This is a genomic window from Thermotoga sp. 2812B, from assembly GCF_000789335.1.
GTDB lineage: Bacteria > Thermotogota > Thermotogae > Thermotogales > Thermotogaceae > Thermotoga > Thermotoga maritima.
The window spans coordinates 75,011-91,810 of sequence record NZ_CP003408.1 but is presented as its reverse complement, the minus strand read 5'-3'; the positions used below and the strand labels follow the sequence as shown (position 1 = coordinate 91,810).

Genomic DNA, 16,800 nt, shown 5'->3' with positions numbered 1-16,800 from the left:
TCGAGGTGATCGTATGGTCCTGACGGTGACCCTCAATCCCGCTTTAGACAGGGAAATTTTCATAGAAGATTTCCAGGTGAACAGGCTGTACAGAATAAGAGATCTTTCTAAAACTCAAATGTCCCCAGGTGGAAAGGGTATAAACGTTTCTATAGCTCTTTCCAAATTGGGAGTGCCGTCAGTCGCCACCGGATTCGTGGGTGGGTACATGGGAAAGATTCTTGTGGAAGAATTGAGAAAAATTTCAAAGCTGATCACAACGAATTTTGTTTACGTGGAGGGAGAAACGAGGGAAAACATCGAAATAATCGATGAAAAGAATAAAACAATAACCGCTATCAATTTTCCCGGTCCGGATGTTACGGATATGGATGTGAATCACTTTCTGAGAAGATACAAGATGACGCTTTCGAAAGTCGATTGCGTTGTTATATCGGGGAGTATTCCACCGGGAGTAAACGAGGGAATATGCAACGAACTGGTGAGACTCGCGCGTGAAAGGGGAATCTTTGTTTTTGTCGAACAGACTCCCAGATTGCTTGAAAGAATTTATGAGGGTCCAGAATTTCCCAACGTCGTGAAACCAGATTTGAGAGGTAATCATGCTTCTTTTCTTGGTGTTGATTTGAAAACCTTTGACGATTACGTGAAACTCGCCGAAAAGCTCGCCGAAAAATCGCAGGTTTCCGTGGTGTCATACGAAGTGAAGAACGATATTGTTGCAACAAGAGAAGGGGTCTGGCTTATAAGATCCAAAGAAGAAATAGACACATCACATCTTCTGGGTGCGGGAGACGCATATGTAGCTGGTATGGTCTATTACTTCATTAAACACGGAGCCAACTTCCTCGAAATGGCAAAATTTGGTTTTGCCTCCGCACTGGCTGCCACTAGAAGAAAGGAAAAATACATGCCCGACCTTGAGGCGATAAAGAAGGAATACGATCACTTCACCGTAGAGAGGGTGAAGTAAATGAGGGTAAAGGATGCCGTCATCTATGATATTTCCGCTGTTTTTGAAGATGAAACGGTTGAAACAGTGATAAAGCTTCTTTCCAGACAGAACCTCTCAGGAGTTCCTGTTGTCGACCATGATATGAGAGTAGTGGGTTTTGTCAGCGAGAGCGATCTCATAAAGGCCCTTGTGCCCAGTTATTTCTCGCTTTTGAGATCTGCTTCGTTCATTCCAGACACCAACCAGCTGATAAGAAACGTAGTCAAAATAAAAGACAGACCCGTGTCTGATTTTATGAACAAGCCTCCCGTTGTTGTGAAAGAAGACGATCCTCTTATCGTAGCAGCTGATTATCTCATAAGACACGGCTTTAAATCGCTTCCTGTTGTTGACGAAGCTATGCAGCTCGTTGGTATAGTGAGAAGAATAGATATTCTGAGGGTAGTTTCGGAGGGAAAGCTTGAGATATGAAAACTGTCAGGATAGAGACCTTCGGCTGTAAGGTGAATCAGTACGAAAGTGAATACATGGCTGAACAGTTAGAAAAAGCCGGGTACGTGGTTTTACCCGACGGGAATGCTGCTTACTATATAGTGAACTCTTGTGCCGTTACCAAGGAAGTCGAGAAGAAAGTGAAGAGATTGATAAAGAGCATCAGAAACAGGAACAAGAACGCAAAAATCATCCTCACTGGATGTTTTGCCCAGCTTTCTCCGGATGAGGCAAAGAATCTTCCGGTGGACATGATTCTGGGAATCGATGAGAAAAAACACATAGTGGATCATATTAACTCCTTGAATGGCAAACAACAGGTTGTTGTATCTGAACCCGGCAGACCCGTTTACGAGAAAGTGAAAGGAAGTTTCGAAGACAGAACCCGTTCTTACATAAAGGTTGAAGACGGGTGTGACAACACCTGCACCTACTGTGCTATCAGGTTGGCCCGTGGCACAAGAATCAGAAGTAAGCCGCTCGAAATATTCAAAGAGGAATTCGCGGAAATGGTAATGAAAGGTTACAAAGAGATCGTAATAACCGGTGTCAACCTTGGAAAATACGGTAAAGACATGGGTTCTTCCCTAGCTGAGCTTCTGAGGATCGTGGAAGAAATTCCTGGAGATTATCGTGTGCGTCTCAGCTCCATAAATGTGGAAGACGTGAACGACGAAATTGTGGAGGCTTTCAAGAGAAACCCCAGACTGTGTCCGCATCTTCATATTTCGGTTCAGAGCGGATCCGACGATGTGTTGAAAAGGATGGGAAGAAAATACAGAATCTCTGATTTCATGCGTGTTGTTGACAAATTGAGAAGTATCGATCCAGATTTTTCAATAACAACGGACATAATCGTTGGTTTCCCTGGAGAAACGGATGCCGACTTCCAGAGAACTCTTGAACTGGTGGAGAAAGTGGAGTTCAGCAGAGTACACATTTTCCGATTCTCACCACGCCCCGGAACTCCAGCGAGCAGAATGGAAGGCGGTGTTCCCGAATCGAAGAAGAAAGAGCGTCTGGATGTTTTAAAAGAGAAAGCGAAAGATGTTTCTATCAGGTACAGGAAGAGAATCATTGGGAAAGAAAGAAAAGTACTCGCTGAGTGGTACGTTATGAAAGGTGTTCTTTCTGGCTATGACGAGTACTACGTGAAGCACGAGTTTGTAGGAAATAGAGTGGGAGAATTTCATAGTGTGAGGGTGAAATCCCTTTCAGAAGAGGGAGTGATTTCCTGTCGTGCTGATATGGTGGAGGGGAAAGTTCCGGCGCGCGGATGAAATTTCACTGGATTTCTCTCTGTTTGAAAAGTCGCTCCAGGGAGCGGTGTATGAAACTCTGAGAACTTACAGTAGGGTCCCGTTTGCGGCTTACAAACATTACACCAGGCTGAAAAGATCTGCCAATTTCTTTAATCTTCCTCTTTCTCTGAGTTTCGATGAATTTACAAAAGTGCTGAAGACGGGGGCTGATGAGTTCAAACAAGAAGTGAGAATCAAGGTCTATCTTTTCCCTGATTCCGGGGAGGTTCTCTTTGTGTTCTCACCGCTCAATATACCAGACCTGGAGACAGGAGTCGAGGTGAAAATATCGAACGTTCGAAGAATACCGGATCTTTCTACTCCACCAGCTCTAAAAATAACTGGACGTACCGACATAGTGCTTGCAAGAAGGGAAATAGTGGACTGCTACGATGTGATTTTGCTCGGTTTGAACGGGCAGGTCTGCGAAGGAAGCTTCAGCAATGTGTTTCTGGTGAAAGAAGGCAAATTGATCACACCTTCGCTCGACAGTGGTATTCTGGATGGCATCACACGGGAAAACGTTATAAAGCTCGCAAAAAGTCTCGAGATACCTGTTGAAGAAAGAGTAGTGTGGGTGTGGGAACTGTTCGAAGCGGATGAAATGTTTCTCACACACACAAGTGCGGGAGTGGTTCCTGTCAGAAGGTTGAACGAGCACTCGTTTTTCGAGGAAGAGCCAGGACCTGTGACAGCGACTTTGCTGGAGAACTTTGAGCCTTTTGTCTTAAATCTGGAGGAAAACTGGGTGGGAATATGATTCTTCTCAGACAGCTGCTTGATGAGCTTTCCACCAAACAACCTCTTTTTTTTGAATTGAAGATAAAGATGCTCCTTTCTGAATGGGACAAGATAGTTGGACCTGTGATAGCGAGGCACACGAAGGTGGAAAAAGTGGAGAACGGGACAGTTTACGTTGTTTGCGATGATTCGCTGTGGATGACGGAACTCACCATGCAGAAAGATCGCTTGCTCAAAATTCTGAATGAAAGATCGGGCAAAGAACTGTTCAGAGATATAAAGTTCAGGAGGGGAAAAGTAGATGGAAAAGTACTCCGCTGAAAGTATAAAGGTTTTAAAAGGACTGGAACCTGTCCGAATGCGACCCGGAATGTACATAGGATCCACGGGCAAACGTGGATTGCATCACCTCGTGTACGAAGTGGTTGACAACAGTGTTGATGAGGCACTCGCTGGATACTGTGACTGGATACGTGTGACTCTCCATGAAGATGGAAGTGTGGAAATCGAGGACAACGGAAGGGGAATCCCCGTTGACATACATCCGGAAGAGGGAAGAAGCGCTCTGGAAGTGGTTTTCACGGTTCTTCATGCGGGCGGAAAATTCTCCAAGGATTCCTACAAGATAAGCGGTGGCCTGCACGGTGTTGGTGTATCGGTGGTGAATGCTCTTTCGGAGTGGCTGGAAGTGCGGGTACATCGTGACGGGAAGATCTACAGACAAAGATACGAAAGGGGTAAACCGGTCACACCTGTGGAAGTGATAGGAGAAACCGATAAGCACGGCACGATCGTTCGATTCAAACCCGATCCCCTCATATTTTCGGAGACAGAGTTCGATCCCGACATACTCGAACACAGATTGAGAGAGATAGCTTTCCTAGTACCAGGACTCAAAATAGAATTCGAAGACAGAATAAACGGAGAGAAGAAAACCTTCAAATTCGATGGAGGCATAGTGGAGTATGTGAAGTATTTGAACCGTGGGAAAAAAGCTCTACACGATGTGATACACATAAAGAGAACGGAAAAAGTGAAAACAAAAAATGGTGAAGATGAAGTGATAGTGGAGATCGCCTTTCAATACACTGATTCGTATTCCGAGGATATCGTGTCTTTTGCAAACACCATAAAAACCGTCGATGGTGGAACTCATGTTACAGCCTTTAAGAGCACCCTCACAAGACTCATGAACGAGTATGGGAAAAAACATAATTTTCTCAAGAAAGACGATTCCTTCCAAGGTGAGGATGTTAGAGAAGGCCTCACGGCGGTTATCAGTGTTTACGTGAAGAACCCCGAATTCGAAGGGCAAACAAAGTCAAAACTCGGCAACGAAGAAGTCAAGGAAGCGGTAACCAAGGCTATGAGAGAGGAACTGAAAAAAATATTCGACGCGAATCCCGAGCTCGTGAAAACAATTCTTTCAAAGATCATGAGCACCAAACAGGCAAGAGAAGCGGCAAAAAGAGCTCGGGAGATGGTGAGAAGGAAAAACGTTCTCCAAAACACAACACTTCCCGGAAAACTGGCGGACTGTAGTTCCACAAATAGGGAAAAAACAGAGCTTTTCATCGTAGAAGGTGACTCTGCCGGTGGATCAGCAAAACAGGCCAGAGACAGGGAATTTCAGGCTGTTCTTCCCATAAGAGGAAAGATTTTGAACGTGGAAAAATCATCTCTCGATAGATTACTGAAAAACGAGCAGATCAGTGACATAATTGTTGCAGTGGGAACGGGCATAGGAGACGATTTCGACGAAAGCAAGCTCAGATACGGTAGAATTATTATCATGACCGATGCCGATATAGATGGTGCACATATAAGAACTCTCCTTCTGACACTCTTCTACAGATACATGAGACCCCTCATCGAACAGGGTAGGATATACATAGCGCTCCCACCTCTCTACAGGATCAAAGCTGGAAAAGAAGAGTTCTACGTTTATAGCGACCAGGAGCTGGCGGAATACAAAGAGAAACTCCAGGGAAAAAGGATCGAAATTCAGCGGTACAAAGGACTCGGCGAGATGAACCCTGAACAGCTCTGGGAAACAACGATGAATCCGGAAACGAGAAAAATCATAAGGGTAACTATAGAAGATGCCGAAGAAGCGGATAGACTCTTTGAAATTCTTATGGGTAACGATCCATCCAGTAGAAGGGAGTTCATAGAAAGACACGCTTTGAAAGTGAAAGAGCTGGATATCTAGTCATGAGGTCCTTGAGGGTCCTTTTCATCACAATGATTGTTCTTTACATTCTGTTCTTTGTGAATTTCACTTTACAGAATCGCAGAGAACGTGTGAAGGTCCCGGAGGGAGTGTATTCATATTTGATAGAAAATTTTAACATTTCTCCAAAAAGTATTATAATAGATTCGAAAAAGGCTATAGGGATAGTTTTCTATGAAGGGAATTACTATTTGTGCGCTGAAGATGGGAGCTTGGTAGCTTCGTTATCGAAAAAGGACCTATTCAAATTCTACCCAGTGTTTCTGGAAGTTAAGCTTGAAGGGCTTCGACTTTCAAAGAGCGACAGGGAAATTCTGGAGATGTTGATTCCGATTTTGAAAAGTTCTGTAGTGTCCGCCGTTCTTTTTGACTCAAAAGAAGTTGTTCTGCTGAAGGGATCCAGAATCATGTTTGAAGAGTGGAAGGATCTTGTTGAAAATTTTCAAGTGATAATGGAGCAATTTGATGGATTAAAAGTGAAGGAAGAGTATTTTCTGACAGAGGATGGGAGACTGATGTGGATAAGGGGTGATTGACTTGTCAAGAACTGTCTTTTATACCTCGATTGATATAGGTTCACGATACATAAAAGGACTCGTTCTCGGAAGACGTGACCAAGAGTGGGAGGCACTGGCCTTTTCAAGTGTGAAATCGAGAGGATTGGATGAGGGTGAGATAAAAGACGCCATCGCTTTCAAAGAATCTGTGAACACCCTTCTTAAAGAACTTGAAGAGCAGTTGCAAAAATCATTGAGAAGTGATTTTATAATATCCTTCAGCAGCGTGAGTTTTGAGCGAGAAGACACCGTGATCGAAAGGGACTTCGGTGAAGAGAAACGATCTATCACCCTGGACATCTTGAGCGAAATGCAATCGGAAGCCCTTGAAAAATTGAAAGAAAATGGGAAGACTCCTCTCCATATATTTTCGAAAAGATATCTCCTGGATGACGAAAGGATCGTTTTTAATCCCCTCGATATGAAAGCTTCGAAGATAGCCATCGAGTACACATCCATTGTCGTGCCTTTGAAAGATTATGAGATGTTTTACAATTTCTTGCAGGATACCGTTAAAAGTCCATTTCAGTTGAAGTCTTCTCTCGTTTCAACTGCCGAGGGAGTTCTTACCACGCCTGAAAAGGACCGGGGAGTAGTTGTTGTGAATCTGGGGTACAACTTCACCGGGTTGATAGCGTACAAAAACGGTGTTCCCATAAAGATATCCTACGTTCCTGTGGGGATGAAGCATGTTATAAAAGATGTTTCTGCAGTTCTCGACACCTCCTTTGAAGAATCGGAAAGACTCATTATAACTCATGGAAACGCAGTTTATAACGATTTGAAAGAGGAGGAAATACAGTACAGAGGGCTCGATGGAAACACCATAAAAACGACTACTGCGAAGAAACTTTCCGTCATTATACACGCACGTCTCAGAGAGATAATGAGCAAATCCAAGAAATTTTTCAGGGAAGTTGAAGCGAAGATAGTAGAAGAAGGGGAAATAGGGATACCTGGTGGTGTGGTTCTCACCGGAGGTGGGGCCAAGATTCCACGAATAAACGAACTGGCCAGAGATGTGTTTAAATCTCAGGTGAGAACAGGTTGTTACGCGAATTCCGACAGACCATCCATCATCAATGCGGATGAAGTTGCCAATGACCCTTCCTTCGCTGCTGCGTTTGGAAATGTTTTCGCTGTTTCGGAAAATCCTTATGAGGAAACTCCGGTGAAAAGTGAAAATCCGCTGAAGAAAATTTTCAGGCTCTTCAAAGAATTGATGGAGTGAGTAGGAGGTTAAGAGTATGGGATTTGACCTTGATGTTGAGAAGAAAAAGGAAAATAGAAATATCCCTCAGGCGAACAATTTGAAGATAAAAGTCATAGGTGTAGGCGGTGCCGGAAACAATGCCATAAACAGAATGATAGAAATAGGAATACACGGTGTTGAATTTGTCGCGGTGAACACCGATCTTCAGGTACTGGAGGCTTCTAACGCTGACGTGAAGATTCAGATCGGTGAGAACATCACACGAGGCCTTGGTGCAGGGGGACGTCCCGAGATAGGAGAACAAGCTGCTCTTGAGAGCGAGGAAAAAATCAGAGAAGTGCTCCAGGATACCCACATGGTCTTCATAACTGCAGGGTTCGGAGGAGGGACGGGAACAGGTGCTTCCCCTGTCATAGCAAAGATAGCCAAAGAAATGGGAATCCTGACTGTAGCCATAGTGACGACTCCCTTCTATTTCGAAGGCCCGGAGAGACTCAAAAAAGCGATAGAGGGGCTCAAAAAACTTCGAAAACATGTGGATACCCTCATAAAGATATCCAACAACAAACTCATGGAAGAACTCCCGAGGGATGTCAAGATAAAGGATGCTTTTCTGAAGGCTGACGAGACTCTTCACCAGGGAGTGAAGGGAATCTCGGAACTGATAACGAAGAGGGGTTACATAAATCTCGACTTTGCAGACATAGAGTCGGTGATGAAGGACGCCGGTGCTGCGATCCTTGGCATAGGTGTTGGAAAGGGAGAACACAGAGCGAGAGAAGCTGCTAAGAAGGCTATGGAAAGCAAGTTGATAGAGCATCCTGTAGAAAATGCGAGTTCGATTGTGTTCAATATAACTGCTCCCAGCAATATAAGAATGGAGGAAGTGCACGAAGCAGCTATGATCATAAGGCAGAACAGCAGTGAGGACGCGGACGTCAAATTCGGTCTCATCTTCGATGATGAAGTACCCGATGACGAAATACGTGTGATCTTCATAGCTACAAGATTCCCAGATGAAGACAAGATTCTCTTCCCGGAAGGTGACATACCGGCCATTTACAGATACGGTCTGGAGGGGCTTCTTTAATGCTGAGAAGATACAGAAAATTGGGTGAAATTCTTCTGGAAAAAGGATTCATAACCAGAGAAGAGTTGGATAAGGCTCTTGAAATTCAAAAAGAGGAAAGGAAACCGCTCGGAGAAGTTCTAATTGAGACAGGGTACATCACGGAGGATCAGCTGCTGGAGGCTTTGAGTGAACAATACGGGGTTCCGATCCTGAAAGAACTTCCAAAAAACATACCACTCAACGTGGTGGGTTCTATTCCAAAGAACATCATCGAATCTCTGCACGTCATTCCTATAGAAAAGAAGGAAGACGGAACTCTTGTGGTGGTGACGGATAACGGGACGAACATTCCAAGGATCAAACAGGAGATACGTTTTCTCACAGGAAAAAATCCAGAGATTTATCTTGTGGCGAGCAGAGATTTTTCCGTTTTGTATCAAACGTATGTTCTTGGTGTCCCTCTCGAACTTTTCGAGGAGCCTTACGTTGCCATAGAAGAAACACCGGAACAAATCGAGGAAGAAGAGGAAGAAGAAAGGGAAATAGAAGAAGCTCCCATCGTCCGGCTCGTAAACAATATCGTAAACCGTGCCATAGAAATGGGAGCGAGTGATATCCATATAGAGCCGATGAAGAGAACTGTGAGAGTGAGATTCAGAATAGATGGTGTTTTGAGAAAAGTTCTTGAGTATCAAAAGCCACAGCACAACTCAGTTGTGGCACGTATCAAGATTATGAGCAGTCTAGATGTGTCGGAAAGAAGGCTTCCGCAGGACGGGAAGTTTTACACGATAAAAAGCGGTGAGCAGTACGATTTTCGCGTGTCAACCATGCCCTCTACTTTCGGAGAAAAAGTCGTGATGAGGATATTGAAGGTGTCCGATGCAAACAGACGTCTTGAAGAACTCGGCTACAGTGAATACAACTTGAAGCGAATACTATCATTACTTGAAAAACCGTACGGTATCATCCTGGTCACCGGACCAACGGGAAGCGGAAAATCCACCACGCTTGTCGCTATGATAAATTATTTGAAGAGTGAAAGTGTGAACATAGTAACAGCGGAAGACCCTGTGGAATACACCATCGAGGGGGTTACTCAGTGTCAGGTTTTCCCAGAAATAGGTCTCACGTTTGCTCGGTACCTGAGAGCATTCCTCAGACAGGACCCCGACATCATCATGGTGGGTGAGATCAGAGACAGAGAGACCGCGCAGCTTGCAGTGGAAGCCTCCCTCACGGGGCACCTGGTTTTGAGTACACTCCACACCAACACCGCTGCCGGTGCTGTCTCAAGGCTCATAGAAATGGGAATAGATCCTCACCTTCTCGGAGCCTCCCTTATCGGAATCATAGGTCAGAGGCTGGTGAGAAAGCTCTGTGATGAGTGTAAAATGCCTGGAGAAATCCGGGATGAACAGGTAAAATCTTATTTCGAGCGATTTTTTGGAAAGGTACCAGATCAGATTTACTATCCTTCAGAAGAAGGATGTCCTGACTGCAGGGGGATGAGATACAGAGGAAGAATGGCTATAGGGGAAGTTTTGATTGTGGATGAAGAGTTGAGAGAATTGATCTCTTCCAAAGCGAGTGAAACAGAGATTGCAAAGCTCGCAGTGAAAAAAGGTATGCGCACCATGTTCCAGGATGCCCTCGAAAAGGTTCTTCTTGGGCAGACGAGTATCGAAGAGGTTTTCAGGGTGACCACACCGCTATGAAGTACTTTTCTAAAAGCCCTGAAGAATGGCAGAAGAGAGACGAAGAAAAGGAAAAAGAGTTCAGAAACAGAAAAAATAGAATTCGCCGCAGGGCGAATTTTATTCTTGTCGTGAATCTTGTAATAGTGGTTTTCCTGGTGTTTTTCACGAAAGCGTTTTTTTCCAACAAACCGGAAGGTGTGATTGGACCCTTCCAGCTGGTGATAGAAACAAAAGAGTCCTACCTTCCAAACGATCCCCTCGATGTGCGTGTAAAAGTGTTCAACAGAGAGAAGAAAAAAGAAAATCTTGTGCTGGAAGATTTCGTATTTTCCATCAAAAGGGAGAATGACACGGTGTACGAGTTTCACTTTCCACAGCGTGTGGAAAAAGAGATGGAAGCTTTCGAAAGTGTCCTGGTTTTTGATCTTTTGAGGGAGGAAGAGCTGTCAAATCTACCTGGAGGGAATTACACGATCACAGTCTCTGTCAAGTTGAACGGCCAGAGGGTGGTTATCAGTAAGGTCGTTTCGGTGATTGAAAAGTGGCAAATCGAGGTTGAAGACCTGAAAGATTTTTATTTCCCTTACGAAAACGTGCATTTCTTTGTCTATCTGGAAAACATAAGCTCAAAGAGTCGGAAAATTCGTGTGGAGTCGATCGGCCTTATTATCCTTAAAGGGAATGAGGCTGTCTTTGAAAGAGATATTCCTATAGAAAAAGACTTCGTGATAAATCCGATGATGGTCGAACAGATCCACGAAGTGAGTTTTTCCGCCCCAAAAGAATCGGGAGATTACATCATCAAATTGAAATTGAAGACAGAAAGCAGTCTGATAGAAAAATCAATTCCCCTTTTCGTCACGCGAGAGTATCAAAAAGATTTGAAGGGACTCTCCCTTGTCATCGAAGGGAAGAAGTTTGTAGCATCCGGTGAAAGATACGATTTCTCTGTGAAGCTTTTGAACGAAGAAAAGAAACGAAAGTACATAGTTTTGAAAAACATCATGATTGTTTTGACGCACAAAGAACCGGTGTTTTCGTATGCTTATTCTGAAGAGTACAGAATGACGATCGAAGGATACTCCTCAAGGGAAATTTTTAAGACGACCAGTTACGATATCATAAAGCTCGAGGATCCCGGGACTTACAAACTCATCGTTGTGATAGAAAGTGAAGAAGACAGGCTGATGAAGGAGATGGAGATAGTCGTTTCAGAGTGAGGTGGGACCATACCACACGAGAACAAACGAATAGACTGGATCATAGTTGTTCTTGTGTCCATCTTGATGTTGTTTGGACTTGCAACTTTGAGAAGCGCAACTTACGGAGAAAATGAGCAACTTTTCACGAGGCAGATTGTGTGGGATATAGCCGGTTTTTCGTTGATGTTTCTGGTTCTGTTCATCAAGGACAGAACGATAAGGAACTTTTCGATCATTCTCTACGTCTTCTCCGTTGTTTTACTGGCGGCCCTTCTTGTGAAAGGAACCCCCATCGGTGGTTCAAAGAGATGGTTCAGAGTGATGGGATTCAGTTTCCAGCCCTCAGACTTTGCAAAGCTTTCGCTCGTTGTTCTGCTCCCTTATCTTCTGGAGAAGAAGTGGTTCTGGAGAAGTTTTTTTCTCACGGTTGTCCCCGCTGTTCTCATATTTCTGGAACCCGATCTTGGCACCACGCTTTCTGTGGGATTGATCTGGCTGTTTGCGGTTTTGGCCTCGAATGTGAATAAGAAGCCCCTTGTGATTCTATTGATACTTGTCCTTGTGTTTCTTCCTGTCTTCTTTTTCTTTGGGCTGAAGGATTATCAAAGAGCGAGGATACTCTCTTTTCTCAACCCGGAAGAGTACGGCGAGAGTTACTCCTACAACGTTCTGCAATCGATTCACGCAATCGGAGCCGGTGGACTCTTTGGAGCAGGATACATGAAAGGAAAAGCGAACCTCATGGGTTACGTTCCTGTTTCATACACTGATTTCATCGTATCGGTGATCGGTGAGGAATTCGGATTCATCGGAATAGTCTTTCTGCTTTCGCTTTTCGGTCTTCTGTTCTTCGAGGTTTCCAGATGGATTCTGAACGTGAAAGACGAGTACTGGGAAATACTGATGGTTTCTGCGTGTGGACTGATATGGTTCCACGTCTTCGAAAACGTCTCGATGAACCTGGGACTCCTTCCAGTCACGGGTGTTCCTCTTCCCTTCATCAGCTACGGTGGAACCTCCACACTTGTGTTTTCCATTCTCGTCGGACTCATTCTCAAAGGGATTGCGCTGGCAAGAGTGGAAAAGAAACTTTGAGAACTCTCTTCTTTACTTGAAAGTCTTAGATTTGAGGGGGTGAAGAAAATGAAGAGATTTTTTCCCTTTCTGGGGTTGATTCTTCTGATTTTGACAGCCTGTCTACCTCCAATTGAGGAAAGGCACGAGTTCATCATCGAAGTGGTTGGGAATGCTTATCTTGACGATGTGATGGATTGGTATCAACCATCCTATGGTGATTATCTTGTTCAGGCACACCCTGTGATTGTACTCTACTATCCAGATGAAAGTTATGCTTACTATGAAAGAGCGACATTCTACGAACAATACAACGACTTCGTTGCCGCAGCCGGGGTGATCGTTGATACGGCGGATCTTAAAAATGATTTAGGCAGGATCTGGAACAGTTACTATCCAATTTACGACGTGGATGTGTGGTGGCAGGCAGATCGGGAAGAATGGCAGGCGAGAGTCAAGGGTTTGACGAGGGATGTTAATATCACGACGTTTTTTGTGGTAACCTTCAACGGACGTGATAATTACTGTGAAGTAGTAGATATAAAAGATGAAGGCGAAATATATCTTGACAACAACGGAGTTTATCACCTTGGTCCTTTAAGCGGTGTTGATGGTTTTGCCGCTTTCGTTCAGGAAAATCCGAGAGAATTAACCTTAGAATCAAACACAAAGATCCTCGGTGCGGAAGTCAGATGGATAAAATAACGAGGAGGTGTGATTCATGAGGAGATATGTGTTTCTTCTTCTGATTCTTGTCTCGATGGTGGCTTTCTCTTTCGAAGCAAAGAGCATCATCATAGTACCCGAGAAACCTTACTTCACGGTGGATGTGTGGCTCAACAAACCGGAAGGATCCGTCTATGAAGTGGGAGAGAGGATAGAGATCTTCGTCAAATCTTCCAGAGACGCGTACATACTCATCTACGACATCAACGCACAGGGTAAGGTAACTCTCATTTTCCCGAACAAATACGAAAGCGACAATTTTGTCAGGGCAAATGAGATAAAAAAGATTCCTTCAAAATCCACCTATTCCCTCAGAGTTTCACCGCCGTATGGAAAAGAGTACATTCAGGTGATTGCAAGCACCAGACCGATACCGATTTTCAACCAGCTGAAAGAACTCGGGACAACTCGAGCCTTTCCGACGCTATCCGACAACGTCGAAGAATACGTTCAAAAGAAATTGAAACCCTATCTCACGGGAGAATGGGTCTCCGATCTCACTTATTTTTATGTGGGAAGAGCCCCAGCGTTTGGAACGCTGATCGTTGACTCGACACCTCCAGGAATGACCGTCTATATTGATGGTTCTTACAAAGGGAAGACACCGGTCACGGTATCGGTCGACGAAGGTACACACTACGTGACGGTGTATTTTGAAAACTACACGTTCTACAAGGAAGTCTATGTGGGAAGAAACCAGACGGTGAAGGTGATAGCCACTTTGCCTCTCGCTCAGCTCTCTCTCAGTTCAAGTCCGAGCGGTGCGAGTGTCTATCTGAACGGTGTCTATCAGGGAAAGACTCCTCTGACGCTGAACCTCTCTCCTGGAAATTACACTGTCACGTTCAGAAAAGAAGGGTACCGCGAGGAGACCCGAAACATAACACTCAGCGCGGGAGAAACCAGATCCGTGTACGTCACGCTAAAACCAGCACAGTCTTCTTTGAAACTGAGAACAGATCCTTCTGGTGTCGACGTCTATATCGATGGAAGATACGTGGGAACGACCGACCAGAACGGTTTGAATCTCATCCTTGATCCTGGGATGTACGAGGTAAAACTGGAAAAAGAAGGATACGAAACAGATCGCTTCACGGTGAATCTCGCACCGGGAGAAGAAAAGGAGATTTTCAGAAGACTGGAAAAAAGAGTAGTCTTCTCAGAGGTTAGAATAGAAACAGAACCATCGGGAGCCACAATATACCTGAATGGATACTACCACGGTGAAACACCCATCACTCTATACGTCCAGGCGGGAACCTACGAGATAACGATCGTGAAACCCGGATACAGAACGATTGTAAAAACCATCACCTTTGACGATGAAGAGGAATACTTCAAGTTCATCATGAACAGGATAGAATGATCGATGTTAAAATTAGTGATAAAGGGAGGAGTTCGCAGTGACTCCAACGGTTATGGTAGTGGATGAATCCAGAATCACCTTTCTTGCCGTCAAAAATGCCCTTGAAAAAGACGGTTTCAATGTGATTTGGGCAAAAAACGAGCAGGAAGCATTCACATTTCTCCGTCGCGAAAAGATCGATCTCGTGTTCGTAGATGTGTTCGAAGGTGAAGAGAGCTTGAACCTGATAAGAAGAATACGTGAGGAATTTCCCGACACGAAGGTTGCGGTTCTGAGCGCTTACGTTGACAAAGATCTCATTATTAATTCGGTGAAAGCGGGTGCGGTTGACTACATTCTCAAACCGTTCAGGCTCGATTATCTCTTGGAAAGAGTCAAAAAAATCATTTCTTCCACACCCAGAGTCACCGTTTCTCTCAGGAAAAACATTGAGGATCTTGAGATCACCCTCAAGTTCGAAGATATCGTGAGAAAAGAAATAAAGCGTTCCAACAGGACGGGTTCTCGTTTCTGCGTCATGTACGTTAAGTTCGAAGATATCATGAGAGACTACGAGACTATCAAGAAGTTCTTCAGGGAAACAGATTACGTTCTACCCATCTCCGCCAGCGAATACCTGTTTGTACTGACACTGACGGGGAAACACGGAATAGAGGCCGTTACAAGGAGGATGAAAGAGAAACTTTCCGAACGTTTCAGCTACACGTATGTGTGTTACCCGGACGATGGTAAAACCTACGAAGAAATCATTTTGACTCTGAAGGACAGAATGGCGAAACCGAGGGGGAATGAGAGTTGAAACTGATAGAATCGGTACCAAACTTCAGCGAAGGAAGAAGAAAGGAAGTAGTTGAAAAGATCGTCGCGGAAGCGAAAAAATACGACAGGGTATGGGTGCTCGACTGGTCAATGGATGCAGACCACAACAGATCGGTGATAACACTCGTGGGAGAACCGGAGAACCTCATAAATGCTCTCTTCGATATGACGAAAAAGGCAGCCGAACTCATCGATTTGAGAAATCACACGGGCCAGCATCCCAGAATGGGTGCAGCGGACGTCATACCACTTGTACCTCTCTACAACACGACTATGGAAGAGTGTGTGGAGTATTCGAAAATACTCGGACGCAGGATAGGAGAGGAACTGGGTATTCCCGTGTATCTTTATGAAAAATCTGCCACACGTCCAGAAAGACAAAATCTGGCGGATATCAGAAAGGGAGAGTTCGAGGGTTTCTTCGAGAAGATAAAAGATCCTCTGTGGAAGCCCGACTTTGGTCCCGACCGCGTACATCCCACAGCGGGTGTGACGGCGGTTGGTGCGCGCGAATTTCTCATAGCCTTCAACGTGAACCTTGGAACGCGGGATGTGAAAATAGCCGAAAAAATAGCCAGGGCAATCAGATTTTCCAGTGGAGGACTCAGGTACGTCAAAGCGATAGGTGTTGATTTGAAAGGAAGGGGAGTTGTACAGGTCTCTATCAACATAACAAATCACAAAAAAACACCTCTCTATAGGGTTTTCGAACTCATAAAGATGGAAGCCGAACGATACGGGGTACCGGTTTTGGGATCGGAGATAGTGGGACTTTTCCCGCTCGAATCTCTGTTGAAGACGGTTTCTTACTATCTGAGAACCGACCTCAACGCTAAAAAGGTCATAGAATCCAATCTCCTGGAGATACTCGTTAGAGAGAGTGAAAAATGAGAGTAAGAATAGCAGTAATTGGAAAACTGGACGGTTTTATCAAAGAGGGAATAAAGCACTACGAAAAGTTCTTGAGGCGATTTTGTAAGCCGGAAGTTCTCGAAATAAAGCGAGTCCACAGAGGAAGCATCGAAGAAATCGTCAGGAAGGAAACGGAGGACCTGACGAACAGGATTCTCCCCGGAAGTTTTGTTATGGTTATGGATAAGAGAGGGGAAGAAGTTTCTTCAGAGGAGTTCGCCGACTTTCTCAAAGATCTGGAAATGAAGGGAAAGGATATAACGATCCTGATAGGTGGGCCCTATGGGTTGAATGAGGAGATCTTCGCGAAGGCCCACCGTGTTTTTTCATTATCGAAGATGACCTTTACACATGGTATGACCGTTTTGATAGTTCTGGAACAGATATTCAGAGCGTTTAAAATAATCCATGGGGAAAACTATCACTATTGATGGAGG

17 protein-coding genes are annotated in these 16,800 nt (G+C 44.5%); all 17 read left to right on the top strand.

The features are described 5' to 3' along the window. The first annotated feature begins 13 nt into the window (after window positions 1–13). The 17 genes from T2812B_RS00500 to T2812B_RS00420 all read left to right on the top strand — a co-directional run bounded on the left by T2812B_RS00500 (window position 14) and on the right by T2812B_RS00420 (window position 16,794). Window positions 14–973 (top strand): 1-phosphofructokinase family hexose kinase, encoded by a 960-nt coding sequence (locus tag T2812B_RS00500; protein ID WP_008193006.1) that lies wholly within the window; start codon window positions 14–16, stop codon window positions 971–973. After that, window positions 974–1,426: an HPP family protein gene (locus tag T2812B_RS00495; protein WP_008193009.1), complete on the top strand. Its 453-nt coding sequence runs from the start codon at window positions 974–976 to the stop codon at window positions 1,424–1,426. Continuing rightward, complete coding sequence (gene mtaB, locus T2812B_RS00490; protein ID WP_008193010.1) at window positions 1,423–2,727, top strand: tRNA (N(6)-L-threonylcarbamoyladenosine(37)-C(2))-methylthiotransferase MtaB; 1,305 nt, start codon at window positions 1,423–1,425, stop codon at window positions 2,725–2,727. Before T2812B_RS00495 ends, mtaB begins: the two co-directional genes overlap by 4 nt. Beyond that, window positions 2,687–3,508 carry an aminotransferase class IV gene (locus T2812B_RS00485; protein WP_008193012.1) on the top strand — a complete coding sequence of 274 codons (822 nt, stop codon included), beginning with the start codon at window positions 2,687–2,689 and terminating at the stop codon, window positions 3,506–3,508. The genes mtaB and T2812B_RS00485 overlap by 41 nt, the downstream gene beginning before the upstream one ends. Then, window positions 3,505–3,810, top strand: a complete 306-nt coding sequence (locus T2812B_RS00480; protein WP_008193015.1) for a DUF721 domain-containing protein — start codon at window positions 3,505–3,507, stop codon at window positions 3,808–3,810. Before T2812B_RS00485 ends, T2812B_RS00480 begins: the two co-directional genes overlap by 4 nt. Beyond that, window positions 3,791–5,701: a DNA topoisomerase (ATP-hydrolyzing) subunit B gene (gene gyrB / locus T2812B_RS00475; RefSeq protein ID WP_008193016.1), complete on the top strand. Its 1,911-nt coding sequence runs from the start codon at window positions 3,791–3,793 to the stop codon at window positions 5,699–5,701. The genes T2812B_RS00480 and gyrB overlap by 20 nt, the downstream gene beginning before the upstream one ends. Window positions 5,702–5,823: 122 nt before the next feature. Continuing rightward, a complete protein-coding gene (locus T2812B_RS00470) occupies window positions 5,824–6,258 on the top strand; it encodes a DUF4894 domain-containing protein (protein WP_231556587.1) in 435 nt (144 codons plus the stop codon). A 1-nt stretch (window position 6,259) separates the two neighbouring features. After that, window positions 6,260–7,510, top strand: coding sequence for a cell division protein FtsA (locus T2812B_RS00465; protein WP_008193022.1), 1,251 nt, complete (start codon window positions 6,260–6,262; stop codon window positions 7,508–7,510). 16 nt (window positions 7,511–7,526) lie between these two features. Further along, on the top strand, window positions 7,527–8,582 hold the full coding sequence (gene ftsZ, locus T2812B_RS00460; RefSeq protein WP_004080800.1) for a cell division protein FtsZ: 1,056 nt from the start codon (window positions 7,527–7,529) through the stop codon (window positions 8,580–8,582). Then, the gene (locus T2812B_RS00455) at window positions 8,582–10,282 is read left to right on the top strand and encodes a GspE/PulE family protein (protein ID WP_008193029.1); all 1,701 of its coding nucleotides are present in this window, start codon (window positions 8,582–8,584) and stop codon (window positions 10,280–10,282) included. The genes ftsZ and T2812B_RS00455 overlap by 1 nt, the downstream gene beginning before the upstream one ends. Beyond that, on the top strand, window positions 10,279–11,484 hold the full coding sequence (locus T2812B_RS00450) for a COG1361 S-layer family protein (RefSeq protein WP_004080795.1): 1,206 nt from the start codon (window positions 10,279–10,281) through the stop codon (window positions 11,482–11,484). The genes T2812B_RS00455 and T2812B_RS00450 overlap by 4 nt, the downstream gene beginning before the upstream one ends. A gap of 42 nt (window positions 11,485–11,526) precedes the next feature. Further along, on the top strand, window positions 11,527–12,561 hold the full coding sequence (locus T2812B_RS00445) for an FtsW/RodA/SpoVE family cell cycle protein (RefSeq protein WP_268741196.1): 1,035 nt from the start codon (window positions 11,527–11,529) through the stop codon (window positions 12,559–12,561). A 48-nt stretch (window positions 12,562–12,609) separates the two neighbouring features. Continuing rightward, window positions 12,610–13,245, top strand: coding sequence for a hypothetical protein (locus T2812B_RS00440; RefSeq protein ID WP_008193036.1), 636 nt, complete (start codon window positions 12,610–12,612; stop codon window positions 13,243–13,245). 16 nt (window positions 13,246–13,261) lie between these two features. Beyond that, window positions 13,262–14,632, top strand: coding sequence for a PEGA domain-containing protein (locus T2812B_RS00435; protein ID WP_004080789.1), 1,371 nt, complete (start codon window positions 13,262–13,264; stop codon window positions 14,630–14,632). A gap of 37 nt (window positions 14,633–14,669) precedes the next feature. Further along, window positions 14,670–15,431 carry a response regulator gene (locus tag T2812B_RS00430; protein WP_004080787.1) on the top strand — a complete coding sequence of 254 codons (762 nt, stop codon included), beginning with the start codon at window positions 14,670–14,672 and terminating at the stop codon, window positions 15,429–15,431. Then, a complete protein-coding gene (gene ftcD / locus T2812B_RS00425; protein WP_004080786.1) occupies window positions 15,428–16,342 on the top strand; it encodes a glutamate formimidoyltransferase in 915 nt (304 codons plus the stop codon). The genes T2812B_RS00430 and ftcD overlap by 4 nt, the downstream gene beginning before the upstream one ends. Then, window positions 16,339–16,794, top strand: coding sequence for a 23S rRNA (pseudouridine(1915)-N(3))-methyltransferase RlmH (locus T2812B_RS00420; protein WP_004080783.1), 456 nt, complete (start codon window positions 16,339–16,341; stop codon window positions 16,792–16,794). Before ftcD ends, T2812B_RS00420 begins: the two co-directional genes overlap by 4 nt. Window positions 16,795–16,800: the final 6 nt, after the last annotated feature.

Bases quoted from the DNA above. Each gene is read 5' to 3' on its own strand.
- mtaB (WP_008193010.1), top strand. From the start codon at position 1,423: ATGAAAACTGTCAGGATAGAGACCTTCGGCTGTAAGGTGAATCAGTAC.
- gyrB (WP_008193016.1), top strand. From the start codon at position 3,791: ATGGAAAAGTACTCCGCTGAAAGTATAAAGGTTTTAAAAGGACTGGAA.
- T2812B_RS00480 (WP_008193015.1), top strand. From the start codon at position 3,505: ATGATTCTTCTCAGACAGCTGCTTGATGAGCTTTCCACCAAACAACCT.
- T2812B_RS00450 (WP_004080795.1), top strand. From the start codon at position 10,279: ATGAAGTACTTTTCTAAAAGCCCTGAAGAATGGCAGAAGAGAGACGAA.
- T2812B_RS00500 (WP_008193006.1), top strand. From the start codon at position 14: ATGGTCCTGACGGTGACCCTCAATCCCGCTTTAGACAGGGAAATTTTC.
- ftsZ (WP_004080800.1), top strand. From the start codon at position 7,527: ATGGGATTTGACCTTGATGTTGAGAAGAAAAAGGAAAATAGAAATATC.
- T2812B_RS00435 (WP_004080789.1), top strand. From the start codon at position 13,262: ATGAGGAGATATGTGTTTCTTCTTCTGATTCTTGTCTCGATGGTGGCT.
- T2812B_RS00495 (WP_008193009.1), top strand. From the start codon at position 974: ATGAGGGTAAAGGATGCCGTCATCTATGATATTTCCGCTGTTTTTGAA.
- T2812B_RS00455 (WP_008193029.1), top strand. From the start codon at position 8,582: ATGCTGAGAAGATACAGAAAATTGGGTGAAATTCTTCTGGAAAAAGGA.
- T2812B_RS00420 (WP_004080783.1), top strand. From the start codon at position 16,339: ATGAGAGTAAGAATAGCAGTAATTGGAAAACTGGACGGTTTTATCAAA.
- T2812B_RS00440 (WP_008193036.1), top strand. From the start codon at position 12,610: ATGAAGAGATTTTTTCCCTTTCTGGGGTTGATTCTTCTGATTTTGACA.